Here is a 16,917-nt window from a genome sequence, read left to right as displayed (position 1 = left end):
ATGGATCGGTGTTTTTTCACATTACATCTTCTTATTCTTTAATAAAGAAGCACCAGCAATTTCAGGATGCGTCATTTCGAACGGATCTAAAATAATATCCAATTCTTCTTCTGTCAGTACACCATGTTCTAAACATAACTCCCTAACAGATTTTCCTGTTTCAATTGCTTCACGTGCAATACGCGATGCTGCTTCATAACCAATATGAGGGTTAACTGCTGTAATAATTCCAACACTTTTCTCAACATATTGCTTCAGCAATTCTTCATTTGCTGTAATTCCTTTAATACAATATTCACGGAATACACGGAATCCGTTATTCATAATACTAATAGATTGAATTAGATTAAACACGAGTACAGGCTCCATTACGTTTAACTCTAATTGTCCTGCTTCTGATGCTAAGCAAATTGTATGATCATTACCAATTACTTGGAAAGCAACTTGATTAATTACTTCTGCCATAACAGGATTTACTTTCCCTGGCATAATAGATGAACCTGGTTGACGGGCTGGCAATTGAATTTCCGCTAATCCAACACGTGGACCAGATGCCATAATACGAAGGTCATTCGCAATTTTAGACATGTTCATCATACATACTTTTAATGCCGCAGATACTTCTGTGTATGCATCTGTGTTTTGCGTTGCATCAACTAAATGCTCTGCACCAACAAGTGGGAATCCGCTAAATGTTCGCAAGTGTTTAACCACTTGTTCAATGTACGTAGGGTTTGCATTTAATCCTGTACCAACAGCTGTCGCCCCCATGTTTACTTCATATAAATGTTGACGAGACTGTTTAATTCTTTTTATATCACGCGCAAGCACTCGGCTATACGCTTCGAATTCTTGTCCAAGACGAATCGGAACAGCATCTTGTAAATGTGTACGTCCCATTTTAATAACGTGATCAAACTCTTTTGCTTTTGCACGGAACGCAGCATGAAGTTCTTCCATTGTAATAAGAAGTTCTTCTAACATCATAAGAGTTGCAATATGAATTCCCGTTGGAAACGCATCATTCGTTGATTGAGCCATATTCACATGCGTGTTTGGGCTAATCTTTGCATACTCGCCTTTTTCATATCCCATACGTTCTAACGCTCGATTAGCGATTACTTCATTTGTATTCATATTAATAGAAGTTCCAGCACCGCCTTGAATTGGATCTACGATAAATTGATCATGGAATTTTCCATCAACAATTTCTTGCGCTGCCTCTGCAATTTCATGTCCAATGTCTTTCGCTAAGTAGCCAGTATCCATATTTGCAAGTGCCGCCGCTTTTTTCACAATTGCCATTGCCGTAATGAGTGACGGATGAATGCGATATCCTGTAATTGGGAAGTTTTCTACAGCACGTAATGTTTGTACACCATAATAAGCTACATTTGGTACTTCCTTTTCACCTAAAAAGTCTTTTTCTATACGTATATCCTTTGTTGCTATCATTTTCATCACCTATACTTTTCATTCTAAATCCTTATCCAAAAAATTCGCCCTCTAAAAATACGAGTATCATGCAGAAGAATTTTTCAGTATCCACCTTCACTATATAGCACCTGTTTTGAAAGCGCAAACATTTATTTTTCTATATATACTTTTTATAAAGTGAAACTTTAATCAGTGGGGATTTTCTTCATCCCCCACTGATTATTAGTTGAACCAATCGGACTTTTATGGGCAGTTGATCCCCTACCTAAATTCTTTGCTTTCGCTGAATTTTGAGGTGGGGGTCTTACTGCCCATTAAAGTGGGATAAATATTCACAGAAAATCATTCTTCTACTTTCTTTACTTCCACTCGTTTAATTTGATGCATATCCTTTTCAAGAACTTTGAAAGAAAAGCCAGATTTCTTAATAATATCTCCTTCAGCAACGATTTGCTTTTGTACCATAATCCAGCCACCAATTGTATCTACATCATCAGCGATTAAGTGTATGCCAAATAAATCATTTATTTCACTAATAAGCACTTTTCCATCTACAATCTTACACCCTTCACTTATATGCTCTATAGGCGGGTGTTCATCTTCATCGTATTCATCTCGGATTTCTCCAACAATTTCTTCTAAAATATCTTCTAATGTAACGATCCCAGCGGTACCGCCATATTCATCATATAATACAGCTAATGGAATTCGTTTTCTTTGCATTTGTAATAGCAAATCATGAATAGGGATATTTTCTAACACTTCAATAACTGGCCTTGTATATGGCGTAATCGAGCACTCCTCGTCTCGATTACCATCCATATAACGAATAAATAAATCCTTTACATTCACCATCCCAATAATTTCATCTTTATCTTCACCAAATACGGGATATCTCGTATATTTTTCTTGTGCGATTATTTTAATATGTGTTTCAAATGGCTCGTCCTCATATAACCCTACAACTTCCGTACGAGGTACCATAATTTCCTTTGCAACTCTATTATCAAATTCAAAAATATTATTTACATATTTAAATTCTCTTTGATTAATCTCTCCGCTCTCATAACTCTCAGATAAAATTAATCGTAACTCTTCTTCTGAATGAGCAACTTCATGTTCAGAAGCCGGATGTAATCCAAATAACCCTGTCACAAGCCTTGCAGAACCATTTAAAGCCCAAATAAACGGATACATTACTCGGTAAAAGTAAATAATTGGCTTCGATAATAGTAAGCTAACTTGCTCCGCCCTTTGTATAGCAAGCGTCTTCGGAGCAAGTTCACCAATGACAACATGTAAAAACGTAATCACTGCAAAGGCAATAATAAAAGAAACGGTACTTGCAATTGCAGGAGAAAATTGTAGTTTTAAAAACAACGGCTCGAGTAAATGTTTTATAGTCGGTTCGCCTAACCACCCAAGCCCTAAAGCAGTAATTGTAATACCTAACTGACATGCTGATAAATACTCATCTAAATTTGAAGTTACTTTTTTGGCTGCCAATGCTCCTCGTCGCTTTTCACTAACGAGTTGATCAATACGACTGCTACGTACCTTAATAATTGCAAACTCAACAGCTACAAAAAAACCTGTTAATGCAATAAGGACAGCGACCATCAATAATTTTATAATATCCACATATGCCCTTTAGCTTTCTTAGCTAAAGTTACACCTCCTTTAAAAAAGAAGTTTCACTTTAGTTTCTTCATTTACACAAAAGCAACCCTATATAAAATTCACCAATTTTAAACCTCATACAATTCTAAAGGCAAGCCATCAGGATCTTGGAAAAAGACGAATTTTTTCTCCGTTATTTCATCCATACGTATCGCCTCAGTCTCAACACCACATTGATTTAAATGTTTCACAGCCTCTTCTATATTTGGAACAGCAAATGCTAAATGTCTAAGTCCAGCCGCTTCTGGAAAACTTGGGCGCTCAGGAGGATTTGGAAATGAAAACAATTCAATTTGATACTCTTCCCCTACACATAAATCTAACTTATAAGAATCTCGTTCCTTTCTATATACTTCATTTATCGCTTTAAAACCTAATATCCGGGTATAAAAATCCTTTGACAGCTCATAATTTGAACAAATAATTGCAACGTGATGCACTCCACATATATTCATGTTCTGTTTTCCTTTCTTTACCAAAGATGCATATTCTCCCTTGAAATGAAAAACATATATAGCAGAATATCTCTTTTAGGGGGTTTACTATGAAATTCATTACTTTTTTCGTGGGACTTATCGTTGTTTTCTTCCTTGCTTATATTGCTAGCAACAATAAGAAACACATTAAATTTAAACCAATTTTCATCATGCTTATTATACAGTTAATTTTAACCTATTTATTATTAAATACAGAAATCGGCCTCATACTTGTTCGGGTCATTTCCAGTCTGTTTACAAAGCTACTCGAGTATGCCGCTGATGGTATAAACTTCGTATTTGGGGGGCTTGCCAATAAAGGTGAAATGCCATTCTTCCTTACTGTACTATTACCAATCGTCTTCATTTCCGTCTTAATTGGTATACTACAACATTTCAAAATACTACCATTCTTTATTCGTTGGATCGGTTACTTCCTTAGCAAAATAAATGGTCTTGGGAAATTAGAATCTTACAACGCTATCGCATCTGCCATTGTCGGCCAATCAGAAGTTTTTATTACGGTAAAAAAACAATTAGCTCAAATTCCAAAACACCGTCTTTATACACTTTGCGCTTCTGCCATGTCAACCGTATCTATGTCTATCGTAGGTGCCTATATGACAATGATCGAACCTAAATATGTAGTAACCGCACTCGTTCTCAATTTATTTAGTGGATTCATTATCGTACTCATCATTAACCCTTACGATGTGAAAGATGAAGAAGATATTTTAGAAATTAAAGGCGAAAAACAAAGCTTTTTTGAAATGCTTGGAGAATACATTCTAGATGGCTTTCGCGTAGCCATCGTTGTCGGCGCTATGCTCATCGGATTTGTCGCATTAATGAGCTGCATTAATGACCTATTCCTCATTATATTCGGCATTACTTTCCAGCAATTAATTGGCTACGTATTTGCGCCTATTGCATTCCTTATTGGTGTACCAAGTTCTGAAATTGTCACAGCGGGTAGCATTATGGCAACGAAGCTTGTAACGAATGAATTTGTAGCCATGATGGACCTTAGTAAAATTTCGAACAGCCTTTCTCCTCGTACAGTTGGTATCATTTCTGTTTTCCTCGTTTCTTTTGCCAACTTTTCTTCTATCGGCATTATTTCAGGTGCGGTAAAAGGATTAAACGAAGAACAAGGAAACGTCGTTGCCAGATTTGGCCTTAAATTACTATATGGAGCTACTCTCGTTAGCATTTTATCTGCAATTATCGTAAGCATTATGTTGTAATTAGGTAAAATTTTATCATTTTCTTCTCCCTATCTTTTGTATACAATAACGAATAGATGTCTTTATAAATAATCAAGACATCTATTTTTTATACATGTACAATCGCTTTTATTTAGCGTACAATATTTTTTATGTGTTTGAATGCGCTTCTAGATGTATATACTTTGATAGTTTTAAAGGAGAAAAAATGATGAAATCCGATATGAACAAAGATACTCGAGCCAAAAAAGGACGCTCAAAGAAAAAACGCCTACTTTGGTTCCTGCTTATTCCATTACTGGTTGTAGCACTTGGAGCAGGGGGCTATTCCTTCCATATATACAGTAAAGCAAAGTCTGTGTTAAGTAATGCCTATTCTGAACTGGGCCGCGGGGATAAATCCAGCAAACGTGAAAAGGCCGTTAAACCTATGACTGATAACATTTCTGTACTCATTATGGGTGTTGATGAAAGTGAAATTAGGGACAAAAATTATGGAAAAGCGACTCGTACAGATGCGTTATTACTTGCAACAATTAATAAAAACGATAAATCTGTTAAGCTTGTCAGTATTCCACGTGACTCACGTGTCTACATTAAATCACGTGAAAAATACGATAAAATTACACATGCACACGTATTCGGTGGTGTGGACAGCACGATTGATACGGTAGAGAACTTTTTAGATGTTCCAGTTGATTACTATGTAAAATTCAACTTTAAATCATTTATTAAAATTGTTGATTCCCTTGGTGGTATTACTGTCGATGTTCCGGTTGAGTTTACAGAACAAAATAGTAAAGACGAAGCAGATGCAATTCACCTGAAAAAAGGACGTCAACATTTAAATGGAGAAGAAGCATTGGCACTAGCTAGAACTCGTCATATCGATAGTGATTATATGCGCGGTCAACGACAGCAGCTTGTTTTAGAAGCTATTGCTGAAAAAGCACTATCTCTTAATTCCATTAATAAGATCGGTGGTCTATTAGACGCAGTTGATAAAGACTTAAAAACGAATTTAACTTTTGATGATATGATGACAATTGCGAAAAATTCAATGGGTTCAAACTTAAAAATGGACAAATTGCAAGTAGAAGGTACTGATAAATATATAGGTGGTATTTATTATTACGTTCCAAACGAAAAAAGCGTCAATAACATTTCGACAAAACTACAAGAACATCTCGGTGTTACGAATAAAAATGAACATAAAAAATTATAATAAAAAGGCTGCTAGATCTTTCTAGACAGCCTTTTTATTATAATTTTCAACATATTTTTGTACACATTGTGACAAAAAGAGACAATTATTACAACAGTGTAACATTTTTTATAAAAACATTACACACATAGTGAAAATAATAGTATACTAGTACGTACATAATGTTATTTTCATCATTTTTATACAAAAAATGTAATACATATATTTATATAAAAATTTCTGGGGGGAAATAAATGAAGCTAAGTAAAATACTGATCGGTTCTGCAATTGCTGGGGGCATATTACTTTGTGCAGGCGGTGTTAGCGGATATCAATATGTATCTAAACTAAATAATCAATTAGATACTACTGCATTACCAAATACTACATTTGAAGGTATTTCTCTCGATGGAAAAAATAAAAAAGATATTCAGGCTATTATTAATCAAAAAATAACTGAGTTAGATCAAAAATCTCTTACTTACATATTCCAAAGTGATAAACAAACTTACACCTGGAAAGATTTAGGGGTAAATTATAAAGAAAAAGATATTATCGAAAAAATCTTTAAAGAACAAGAAGGCAACGCAATGAGTCGTTACAAAATGCGGAAGCAAGCTGAAAACGGTGAATTAAAACGTGACTACAAATTAACCCCTCAATTAAATACAACTGCTTATGAAAACTTTATGAAGGATAAATATAATGAAACATTAAAAAACCCCGTTAATGCAGAATTAAGTATTGAAGGTACTACAGTAAATATTAGTCAAAGTCAAAATGGAGAAAAAATCGATAAAGAAAAGTTAACTGATTTAACGCAGCAGGCCATTACTTCTGGCACACCTGACGTTACATTACCAGTTACACTATTAAAACCTGAACGTTCTACAGAGGATATACAGAAAATGGGGATTAAAGAAGTAATTGCTGAATACTCAACTCCGATGGCTGGTCGTAATGGGAATCAATCCTTTAACGTAAATAAGTCAGCTAATACTTTAAGTGGAGTTATTGTCGCACCTAATGAAACATTTAGTTTTAATGGCCGAGTTGGCGTAACTGATGCTGCACATGGTTACAAATCTGCAGCCGTATATTCACAAGGTAAAGTTATACAAAGTGCAGGCGGAGGCGTTTGCCAAGTTAGTAGTACTTTATATAGCGCAGCTTTAAGAGCAGATTTAGGAATTGTTTCTCGAAGCAATCATTCTATGCCCGTAAATTATTTACCACTTGGGCAAGATGCAGCAGTAGCAGATTATGGTCCAGATTTAAAATTTAAAAACAATACAGGCAATCATATTTATATTCAAGCGTTTTCAAATGGTGGTAGCATTACTACACGTATTTTCGGTACAAATACTGGTAAAAATGTTGAAGTTTCTTCTCAAGTAATTAGTAGGACTAATGATAAAATAACAGCCGTTACGTATAAAAAAGTTACACAAAACGGTGAAGTAATATCTAATGGGCAAATTTCAAAAAGCGTATATAAAAGCGCTCCAAAACAATAAGACGCTATCAAACGAACAAATTTCAAAAACAAAAAAGGCGTGATCTACTCACGCCTTTTTCTTTTGCAATAATAATAAAAAGGTTGCAAGATGGTCTTTCGTTTCTTCTAACGACCACATACGATTTCCTTGCTTCGCAGCTAATACGCACGCCTCTTCCCAGCCATCCTTTTTCTTCATATATAATAATTCATCGCGTAATTTCAAAACAATTTCTTCGTCTTCTTGCTCTATAAATTCTTCCATCACGCCTACTATTTCATCCTCATGGATACTTAGCGTACAATACGATTTGAAAAAATACTGTAATGTCTTATACATATTTACTCCCCCTTCTTATTTATCAGATGGATAAGAAGTAATGATTTTATATCCTAAATCTCCTGACTTATCTCTCGCTAAAACAGTAACAGTTTTGACTAACTTGTCTTTTACATTCATATTTTTCTTTATTACCGTTTTTCCAACCGGGAATGAATGTGTCGTATTTAATACGAGACGAGCCTCTTTAGAATTTTTTAACCAATCTTGAATTTCCTTATCATGCTGCTTCAAACTATCTTTTACAGCTTTCGTTGCCGTTTCCTTATCATAATATGTACTTGCTGCTGATACTTTATCTGTCTTCAAGCGGTTCTTCAAATCTTCTTCTGATTTGCCTACATGTCTTTCAATCGTATGACCATTTTTAGGTGGCCCTTCCATTTCATCTAAAATATTATCACTAATTTTTTCTACTGATGTCGATTGATTCCCTGTTTGTTTCTCTGTTTTTTGTTCTTTTCCTGCACATCCACTTAAGATCAGCATGAGTGCCAATAAACTACCCAAGAAAAGACTACTTATTCGTTTCATCGTATCACCTCTTTCATGATTATTATCGTAACTTTACTAAAAGTCAATTTCACATCGAAAAAACATACACATTTTTTAAATTCCTCACCTATTTTGCCATATTATCACCTAACTTTTATAAATTCGCTATTTTTGAGCCTCCTAAAAATATACCCCTATGTTTTTCTGATTATTTCCCGATTTAAAGAATCCCTAAAACCACCGAATAAACCCTTTAAATATAGAGTTTATTCGGTGTTTTTTCAAAAAAATAAATATACCCCCAATTTTATATACCTAATACCCATATAAGGTATATAAATGGTGTTTTATCGACGTTTTCTACATTATGTAAATTGGGACTTGCCTATATAATGAAAATATGGTGTAATGCAAAAAAAGATAAAGGATTTTAAACAATGGCTGAAACAATTCAAAACTTCTTAACAGACTATTATTCAATCGCAATTCCACTTAGTATTTTAATTAACATCGTTATTAGTCTTTTAGGTGTTATCCCTAGTATTTTTTTAACCGCTATTAACATACAGCTCTTTGGCGTAGTAAACGGAACGATTATTTCGATCGCAGGTGAGGCATTAGGGGCTATTATCTCGTTCTATATTTATCGTATAGGCCTTCAGAAATTCACTCACAGCAAAGTAAATAAGTACCCAAAGGTAGAACGCCTACTTTATGTAGAAGGTAGAGAGGCCTTTCTACTCGTTCTATCGTTTCGATTAATACCTTTCATCCCATCAAGTATCGTGACTTTATTTGCCGCTCTAGGCAAAATGTCATTACTCTCTTTCAGTATTGCCAGCACAATAGGTAAAATACCGGCTTTGCTAATCGAAGTATATTCTGCCTATCATGTCATGAATGGAACGAATGAAGCGAAGTGGATTGTCACAATCGCGGGGTGTGTTGGATTGTTTTATCTGTGGAAAAAATGGAGAAAAAAATAAAGAAGGAGCATAGGCTCCTTCTTTATTTTTGAGATATTTTATTAATAATAGTCTATTAAACCCTTAGTTTACACCAACAGCACTATATGATTGCTTCACTGCTGCTACTTCTGCAGAGTTAGCACCATATAAATCAGCTGCAGCTTGTACTAAACCAGCACGAGCTTGACTAAACGTAGTAGATTGAGTGAAATATTGCGTGTTTGCACGGTAATAAATCGCTCCTACTTTATCTTTGCCAATACCACTCACAGTCACACCGTAATGCGTGCCACCATTCGCTAATAAATAAGCCGCTTTGTTAATAATACCGCTATTCGTATGAACGCCACCATTGTCACTAGTACCAGTGTAACGCTTAGAGTAATGGTCTGGATCACCGTATTTCGTTGGATCACTCATAGAGCGAAGCGCATCTCCTGCTTTACCAGGCGTATAAATATCTTCCCCAATTTCCCAATCTGGATTACGGTTATCATAATACTCTACTAATGTACCAAAAACATCTGAAATAGCTTCATTTAATGCTCCCGATTCATTTTGATAAATTAAATCTGAGCTATACTCTGTAACCGCATGCGTTAATTCATGTCCAATTACATCAATACCACCAGATAATGAAGTGAACGTTACACCATCACCATCTCCGTATACCATTTGTGAGCCGTTCCAGAATGCATTATTATACTTACTTCCGTAATGAACTGTTGATTTTAATGGTGCTCCTGCATCATTAATAGAGTTTCTATTAAATGTAGCTTTATAATAATCATATGTTTTACCTGCATAGTAATGAGCATCTACTGCCGCTGCATCATACGCTGCATTGAAAACATTATCTGCATCTACCCATAAAGTTCCTGGTAACGTAGTACGATTTTTCGCATCATATGTGAAAATCGTTGCTCCACGCGTATTATCTTGTAAGTAGTAAGATGAGCTAGATAACGTTGTATTAAGTGATTTTGTATCTCCTAATACCCCTTTACCAGTACCCACTGCATTTGTTCCTGTTACAGGCTTTGCAGCTGGCTTTGCTTCTTGTTTAGGATCCTCTTGCTTAACTGGTGATTTATCTTCATTTGCTACATGATCAAGTTTATTATATTTATTTAATACTTTACCGCTGTCTGCTTCAATGAAGTAATAGTAGTTTCCTGGGCTTGGATCTAAGAAGTTTAGATTTACAACGTATGCATATGTTGTTTCTTCACCGTTTTGATATACATATAAGTCCGCTTTTGGTTCTACCTCATATTTAGGTGTAACCCCTAAATCTTTTTGCGCAATTTCAATTGCTTTTGCGCCTTCAATCTTATTTTTATTTTTCAACTTGTCCTTTTTGTCTAAATCAGGCGCAACTGTTCCAGACAATACTTTTAAAGAACCATCTTTACTTACGTGAGCTACTTGCGTAGACCCCCATACAGGTACTCCTTCATATACTTGTTGCAAACGTAATACTGTTGAATCAGTTACAGCATCTTTCTTCACTTGTTTCACTTTGAAAGAATCTTGCGCACTCTTTTCCCCTAACTTATAATCACCTTTTGCCGCGTTTAAGTAATCAAACACAACAGATTCTGCTTTCTTACCAGTTGCCCCAGTTAAATCACCAGAAATAAACTCCGGTGACTGCACCGTCTCATTGTACTTCTTCGTAGAGAGTACATTTTTAGAATCCGCAAATGCAGATCCTGCCCCTCCAAACGTTGTAACTGCCATTCCTGTCGCTAACACTAATGCTAAACTTTTCTTTTTCATGAACCTTCCCCCTAATAAATTATTTTTTGAAAAAGAGTAGTTTCATATTAGCATTATGTTTTCACTATTAATATACTAAAAATTCAATTAATTTATTTCTCAAGTTTTGTAGAATTTTGGGGAACAAATATTGAAAAACCCCTTTCCGATTGGAAAGGGGTTCTTATTAAGAATTTATTACTTCTATTACTTCTTTAGCTTGACCATACATATCTCCAGTCCAAGCATATTGAGGTTCTAACACTACTAATATAGCCACTAATGCTAATGCACCAAAAATCATTTTTTTCATATTCATCTTCCTCCCTTTTCTTCTAATAAATTAATAGTTAGTCTATAATATCGATTACTTTCTTGGAATTCTAATACTTCCTCATGATATTTTGCTAACTCTAAATATACCTTTTTTAAATCTTTTTTATTTTCCTCTTGCTTAAAAAATGTTAAAGCTTCTGTCTCTAAAAACTTTTTATACACCCCCTTCTCTTCAAAATATTTATATTGAAGTATTAAAAGTGTATATAACATACTTTTATACTTCTCATCTCTTTTCGCAACTTCTATCCCTTTATTAATCCACTCTTTTACTTCTTCAAATTCCTTCAATTCAATACATTGCAATGCAATCTCATATACAGCATCAATGTAATCTAAATCTTCTTCCTTCTTGTATTGTAAACATTGTAAATAATACTCTTTCGCTTTTGCATAATCCTTTAAATGGTAATGTAAATATCCCATGTTATTTAGAGCAATCGCTGTTATGTTATCTTTATCCGCAAAAGAATTAGCTTCTCTTAAAATATTTCTATAAATTGCTAAAGCTTCGTTATATTGTCTTTTCTGTATATAACTTAACCCTATCAATAACTGGCAATTAATCACATGACGAAATTTATATTCATTCTTAAAGCCTTCCATAGCTAAATGAGCAAAATGTAAAGCCATATGTTCTATTTCTAATTCATTATAAACGAGAGCTAAATTATAATAGATTCCAGTTTCATAATAGCCTTGTTCTTTCGCCATCACTTCAGTTTGAACTAAATAATCTAAGGCCGTTTTATATTTATGCTGTAAAAAATAATATAGACCTTTACTATACGTATATAATAATTTCTGAAATGGCGAATACTTTTTGTACATCTTTTTTAAGCTCTCTAATTCTTCTTCAACAGCAGGAAAATCTCGTTTCATAATTAAATAACGCGTATAAAGCAGTTTATAATAATTTATAATTTCAAAATCTAAAACATGCTTCATTTCACCTTGTAATTCTTCATATATGCGCTCTACTTGTGGCTTGTCCAAATGAACTAATGCATTTAACCAATCATCCAGCTTCCCCTTCACATCTTCTTCTACATCTCTCAAATCCGTCACGGCAATTTCTAACCTTGTGCAGAGCAATTGTAGAATTTCTTCTGATGCTTCGATCTTTCCATTTTCGATTTTACTTAAGTATGAGACAGAACAAATGCCCTGACATAATTCTTCTTGTGTCATTTTTTGCTGTAGCCGCTTGTAAAAGACTTGTTTTCCTATTTTTTCTAATGTTTGTTGCATTGTCCTCCTCCATTCTCATTTACCCCCATTACTCTAATAATACATAAAATCTAGAGAAATATAAATTGATAAATGTTAATTTTCTAAAAAATATGCATTATTTCATTTTTTTCTCTCTTGACTTCATACCAATATCTCTTCTTTGCTACGAATGGTGAAAAATTGGTATACTATAACCAAATTATGGAGGTGTTTTCGCGATGACTTATTATAAAGACGATAGCTATGCCTTACATACAGATTTATATCAAATTAATATGGCTTATACATATTGGAAAGATGGTATTTACAATCGCCGCTCGGTGTTTGATTTATACTTTCGAAAACTTCCATTTGAGAACGGTTATGCTGTTTTTGCTGGTCTTGAAAAGATTGTAGAGTACATAGAAAACTTCAGCTTTACCGAAAGCGATATCGCTTATTTAGCAGAATTACAATTTGAAGAAGAATTCCTTCACTATTTACAAAATATGAAATTCACTGGGACGATTCGAAGTATGCAAGAAGGTGAGGTTGTATTTAATAACGAGCCTTTATTACGTGTTGATGCACCGCTCGGCGAAGCACAAATTATTGAAACTGCCTTGTTAAACATTGTGAATTACCAAACATTAATTGCAACGAAAGCTGCTCGTATGAAGCACGCTGCAAATAACGATGAACTTTTAGAATTCGGCACAAGACGTGCCCACGAGTTTGATGCTGCTCTTTGGGGCACACGTGCTGCCTTTATTGGTGGTTTCTCATCTACGAGTAACGTACGGGCTGGGAAACGCTTCGGAATACCTGTAGCCGGCACACACGCTCACTCTTTCGTTCAAGCATATCGTGATGAATATGTCGCGTTTAAGAAATATGCTGAGACACATAAAAAATGCGTCTTTCTCGTTGATACATATGACACATTAAAATCCGGTGTTCCAAATGCAATTCGCGTCGCGAAAGAGTTTGGGGATCGTATCGATTTTTATGGCATTCGCCTTGATAGTGGTGATATGGCTTATTTATCTAAAAAAGCAAGAAATCTACTAGATGAAGCTGGGTTTACACATACAAAAATTATTGCTTCTAGCGATTTAGATGAATACACAATTATGCACTTGAAATCTCAAGGAGCAAAAATTGATGTATGGGGCGTTGGAACAAAATTGATTACGTCCTTTGAGCAACCAGCGCTAGGGGCTGTTTATAAACTAGTTGCGATTGAAGATACTGATGGAAAGTTAAATGATACAATTAAAATTTCATCTAACCCGGAAAAAATCACTACTCCAGGACTGAAACGAATTTATCGCATTATCAATCGAGTTAATGATCATGCAGAAGGCGATTATATTGCATTAGATTCTGAAGAACCAGGAAAAGAAGAACGCTTAAAAATGTTTCACCCTGTTCACACGTATATAAGTAAATTTGTAACAAACTTTGAAGCTCGCGAACTGCATAAAGACATTTTCGTTAACGGTGAAAGAACATATGAACTACCAGACATATTAGATATTCAAAAATATAACGAACAGAGTCTCGCGCTCTTTTGGGAAGAGTATATGCGAACTTTAAATCCTGAAGAGTATCCTGTCGATTTAAGTCAAGAATGCTGGGATCATAAAATGAATTACATTCAAACTGTTCGAGAACAAGTTGAAAAAAATATACAAAAATAAAACAGAGAAGCTTCCCCTTCTCTGTTTTTTTCATGCTATATGTATCTTTATGAAAAATATATTAACATAATAAGACAAATATTTTTTATTTGTAAATTTTAATATTAAGTTATTTATTAATAAAATAATATTTGCTATTATTTTAGTGAGTCAATTTCAACAAAATAACTTAAAAAAGAGGACGCAACTTGCGTCCTCTTTTTTATAAATCTTTCACTCGTAGTACACGCATTGCATTTAACACTGCAAGTAGTGTCACACCGACATCTGAGAAGACAGCTTCCCACATTGTTGCAATACCGAAAGCACCAAGTAATAAAACTAATCCTTTTACTCCTAATGCAAAGATGATATTTTGCCATACAATGCGTCTTGTACGTTTTGCAATGTTTACAGCTGTCGCAATTTTTGAAGGCTCATCAGTCATAATAACGATATCTGCCGCTTCAATTGCTGCATCTGACCCTAAACCGCCCATCGCAATACCAACATCTGCTCTTGCTAATACAGGTGTGTCATTAATGCCATCACCAACGAAAGCAACTTTTTCTTTTCCGTGCTTCGCTGCATCAATTTTTTCAATTTCTTCTACTTTTTGTTGTGGTAATAGTTCTGCGTGAACTTCATCTAAACCTAATTCTTTACCAACAGCTTCACCAACTGTTTTTGCATCCCCAGTTAACATGACTGTCTTCTTAATACCTAATTCTTTTAACTTTTGAATTGCTTGTTTTGAATCTTCTTTTACCTCATCAGAGATAACAATATAACCTGCGTATTTTCCATCTACAGCAACGTGAACTAATGTACCTACTGTTTCTGGTTGCTTAAATGTAATGTTTTCTTTTCTCATTAATTTAGCATTACCTGCAAAGATTTCTTTTCCTTGTACTTTTACGACTGTACCGTGACCAGAAATTTCGTTATAATCATCGATGATTTTTTCATCAATTGATTTTCCATATGCATTTCGAATCGATTTTGCAATTGGATGGTTAGAATACACTTCAGCAAATGCTGCATACTCTAATAATTCTTCATTTGTAATACCTTCGCTTGGTTCCATTTTTGTAACTTTGAAGACACCTTTTGTTAATGTTCCTGTTTTATCAAAGACAATATATTTCACATCATTTAAAGCTTCTAAGTAGTTACTTCCTTTTACTAATACACCACTTTTAGATGCGCCACCGATACCTCCAAAGAATCCAAGAGGAATAGATACAACTAACGCACATGGACAAGAGATTACTAAGAACACTAACGCTCTATAAATCCAATCTGCAAATGTAGCTCCTTCTAAAATAAGTGGTGGAATAAACGCCATGATTGCTGCTGTAATAACTACAACTGGAGTGTAGTAACGTGCAAACTTCGTAATAAAGTTTTCTGTCGGCGCTTTTTTACTGCTTGCATTTTGAACTAAATCTAAAATTTTTGATACAGTTGATTCGCCAAACTCTTTTGTAACTTCAATTGTTAATACACCATTTTGATTCACAAAACCACTTAGGACATCATTTCCAACTTCCACTTCACGTGGTACAGATTCACCAGTCAATGCTGAAGTGTCTACCATTGATGTTCCTTCAATTACTTTTCCGTCTAATGGTACTTTCTCACCAGGTTTCACAATAATATAATCACCGATTTGTACATCTTCTGGCGATACTTGTTTCGTTTCATTTCCAACCTTTACATTTGCGTAATCAGGACGAATATCCATTAATGAAGTAATTGATTTTCGAGAACGATTTACCGCAATACTTTGGAATAGTTCCCCTACTTGATAGAATAACATTACTGCAACCGCTTCTGGGTATTGCTGAATCGCGAAAGCTCCTAGTGTTGCAATTGCCATTAAGAAGTTCTCATCGAACACTTGACCACGAGTTATGTTTCTTACCGCTCTCCAAACGATATCTCCACCTATTAATAAATACGCAAGGACGAATAACGGAATTGTGATCATTTGTGGTAAGCCAGCTAATGCAGCAATTGCTGTCAAAATTCCGCCGACCACTAATCGTCCTACCATCTTTTTCACATTTGCTTCACCATGGTCGTGACTATGCCCGTGATCATAACCACCTTTTTCTTCCCGAACAACTTTCACATCTGGTTCTAACTTTTGAACGACATTTTTTATATTTGCTACAGTCGCTTCTAATTCTCTTTTATTCGCTACTTCAACTCTTAATTTCTTTGATACGAAATCAACAGTTGCTGCTGAAACAGTCGGCATTTCTTTCACTTTATTTTCAATCTTCATCGCACAGTTTGCACAATCTAAACCTTCTAATATAAATATTTCTTTCGCTACTTTTGTGCTTTTTTCTTCTTGCACTTTAATGTGCGGTTCTAATTTTGTAACGAGTTGTTTCGCTTCTGTAACAACTTCGCTTTCTTTATTTTGTGCTGTTTCTAAAACCATTGTTTTTGTTGCGAAATTTACAGAGCAAGAATTTACTCCTTCTATATTTCCAACACCTTTTTCGATTTTCATTGCACAGTTCGCACAATCTAAACCTTCTAACATCAGTTTCTTTTTCACTAATGCTTCAGCCATCGTTCTCCCTCC

14 protein-coding genes are annotated in these 16,917 nt (G+C 34.8%); 5 read left to right on the top strand and 9 right to left on the bottom strand.

Features of this window, described 5'->3' with window-relative positions:
- Window positions 1-21: 21 nt before the first annotated feature.
- From aspA to gloA2, 3 genes are all read right to left on the bottom strand, one after another.
- Entirely contained in the window at window positions 22-1,455 is a 1,434-nt protein-coding gene (gene aspA / locus AAG068_RS03140; protein ID WP_263703465.1) for an aspartate ammonia-lyase, read from the bottom strand.
- 324 nt (window positions 1,456-1,779) lie between these two features.
- Window positions 1,780-3,078 carry a hemolysin family protein gene (locus tag AAG068_RS03135; protein ID WP_342717871.1) on the bottom strand — a complete coding sequence of 433 codons (1,299 nt, stop codon included), beginning with the start codon at window positions 3,076-3,078 and terminating at the stop codon, window positions 1,780-1,782.
- A gap of 107 nt (window positions 3,079-3,185) precedes the next feature.
- Window positions 3,186-3,572 carry an SMU1112c/YaeR family gloxylase I-like metalloprotein gene (gene gloA2 / locus AAG068_RS03130; RefSeq protein ID WP_342717869.1) on the bottom strand — a complete coding sequence of 129 codons (387 nt, stop codon included), beginning with the start codon at window positions 3,570-3,572 and terminating at the stop codon, window positions 3,186-3,188.
- A gap of 89 nt (window positions 3,573-3,661) precedes the next feature.
- Here gloA2 and AAG068_RS03125 point away from each other — a divergent pair, with 89 nt between their 5' ends.
- From AAG068_RS03125 to AAG068_RS03115, 3 genes are all read left to right on the top strand, one after another.
- Window positions 3,662-4,840, top strand: a complete 1,179-nt coding sequence (locus AAG068_RS03125) for a NupC/NupG family nucleoside CNT transporter (protein WP_342717867.1) — start codon at window positions 3,662-3,664, stop codon at window positions 4,838-4,840.
- A 187-nt stretch (window positions 4,841-5,027) separates the two neighbouring features.
- Complete coding sequence (locus AAG068_RS03120; RefSeq protein WP_342717865.1) at window positions 5,028-6,044, top strand: LCP family protein; 1,017 nt, start codon at window positions 5,028-5,030, stop codon at window positions 6,042-6,044.
- Between the two features lie 233 nt (window positions 6,045-6,277).
- Entirely contained in the window at window positions 6,278-7,540 is a 1,263-nt protein-coding gene (locus AAG068_RS03115) for a VanW family protein (RefSeq protein WP_342717864.1), read from the top strand.
- 48 nt (window positions 7,541-7,588) lie between these two features.
- On the opposite strand, the gene AAG068_RS03110 is transcribed toward AAG068_RS03115, so the two are convergent.
- Together AAG068_RS03110 and AAG068_RS03105 are read right to left on the bottom strand one after the other, a co-directional pair.
- Window positions 7,589-7,861: a hypothetical protein gene (locus AAG068_RS03110; RefSeq protein WP_342717862.1), complete on the bottom strand. Its 273-nt coding sequence runs from the start codon at window positions 7,859-7,861 to the stop codon at window positions 7,589-7,591.
- Between the two features lie 15 nt (window positions 7,862-7,876).
- Window positions 7,877-8,395: an RNase A-like domain-containing lipoprotein gene (locus AAG068_RS03105; protein ID WP_136699792.1), complete on the bottom strand. Its 519-nt coding sequence runs from the start codon at window positions 8,393-8,395 to the stop codon at window positions 7,877-7,879.
- Between the two features lie 398 nt (window positions 8,396-8,793).
- Here AAG068_RS03105 and AAG068_RS03100 point away from each other — a divergent pair, with 398 nt between their 5' ends.
- A complete protein-coding gene (locus AAG068_RS03100; RefSeq protein ID WP_342717858.1) occupies window positions 8,794-9,342 on the top strand; it encodes a TVP38/TMEM64 family protein in 549 nt (182 codons plus the stop codon).
- Between the two features lie 63 nt (window positions 9,343-9,405).
- Here AAG068_RS03100 and AAG068_RS03095 read toward each other — a convergent pair whose 3' ends face one another.
- From AAG068_RS03095 to AAG068_RS03085, 3 genes are all read right to left on the bottom strand, one after another.
- Entirely contained in the window at window positions 9,406-11,106 is a 1,701-nt protein-coding gene (locus AAG068_RS03095; RefSeq protein ID WP_342717856.1) for a M4 family metallopeptidase, read from the bottom strand.
- Between the two features lie 166 nt (window positions 11,107-11,272).
- Window positions 11,273-11,398: an NprX family peptide pheromone gene (locus AAG068_RS03090; protein ID WP_000738188.1), complete on the bottom strand. Its 126-nt coding sequence runs from the start codon at window positions 11,396-11,398 to the stop codon at window positions 11,273-11,275.
- A 2-nt stretch (window positions 11,399-11,400) separates the two neighbouring features.
- A complete protein-coding gene (locus AAG068_RS03085; RefSeq protein ID WP_342717853.1) occupies window positions 11,401-12,672 on the bottom strand; it encodes a helix-turn-helix domain-containing protein in 1,272 nt (423 codons plus the stop codon).
- A 200-nt stretch (window positions 12,673-12,872) separates the two neighbouring features.
- On the opposite strand from AAG068_RS03085, the gene AAG068_RS03080 reads away from it, so the two are divergent.
- Window positions 12,873-14,336 carry a nicotinate phosphoribosyltransferase gene (locus AAG068_RS03080; protein WP_342717851.1) on the top strand — a complete coding sequence of 488 codons (1,464 nt, stop codon included), beginning with the start codon at window positions 12,873-12,875 and terminating at the stop codon, window positions 14,334-14,336.
- A 202-nt stretch (window positions 14,337-14,538) separates the two neighbouring features.
- On the opposite strand, the gene AAG068_RS03075 is transcribed toward AAG068_RS03080, so the two are convergent.
- Window positions 14,539-16,905 (bottom strand): heavy metal translocating P-type ATPase, encoded by a 2,367-nt coding sequence (locus AAG068_RS03075; RefSeq protein WP_342717849.1) that lies wholly within the window; start codon window positions 16,903-16,905, stop codon window positions 14,539-14,541.
- Between the last annotated feature and the right edge of the window lie 12 nt (window positions 16,906-16,917).

The sequence above is a fragment of the Bacillus paramycoides genome, from assembly GCF_038971285.1.
In the GTDB taxonomy this organism is placed as follows: Bacteria; Bacillota; Bacilli; order Bacillales; family Bacillaceae_G; genus Bacillus_A.
This window is presented reverse-complemented; position numbering and strand designations above follow the sequence as displayed.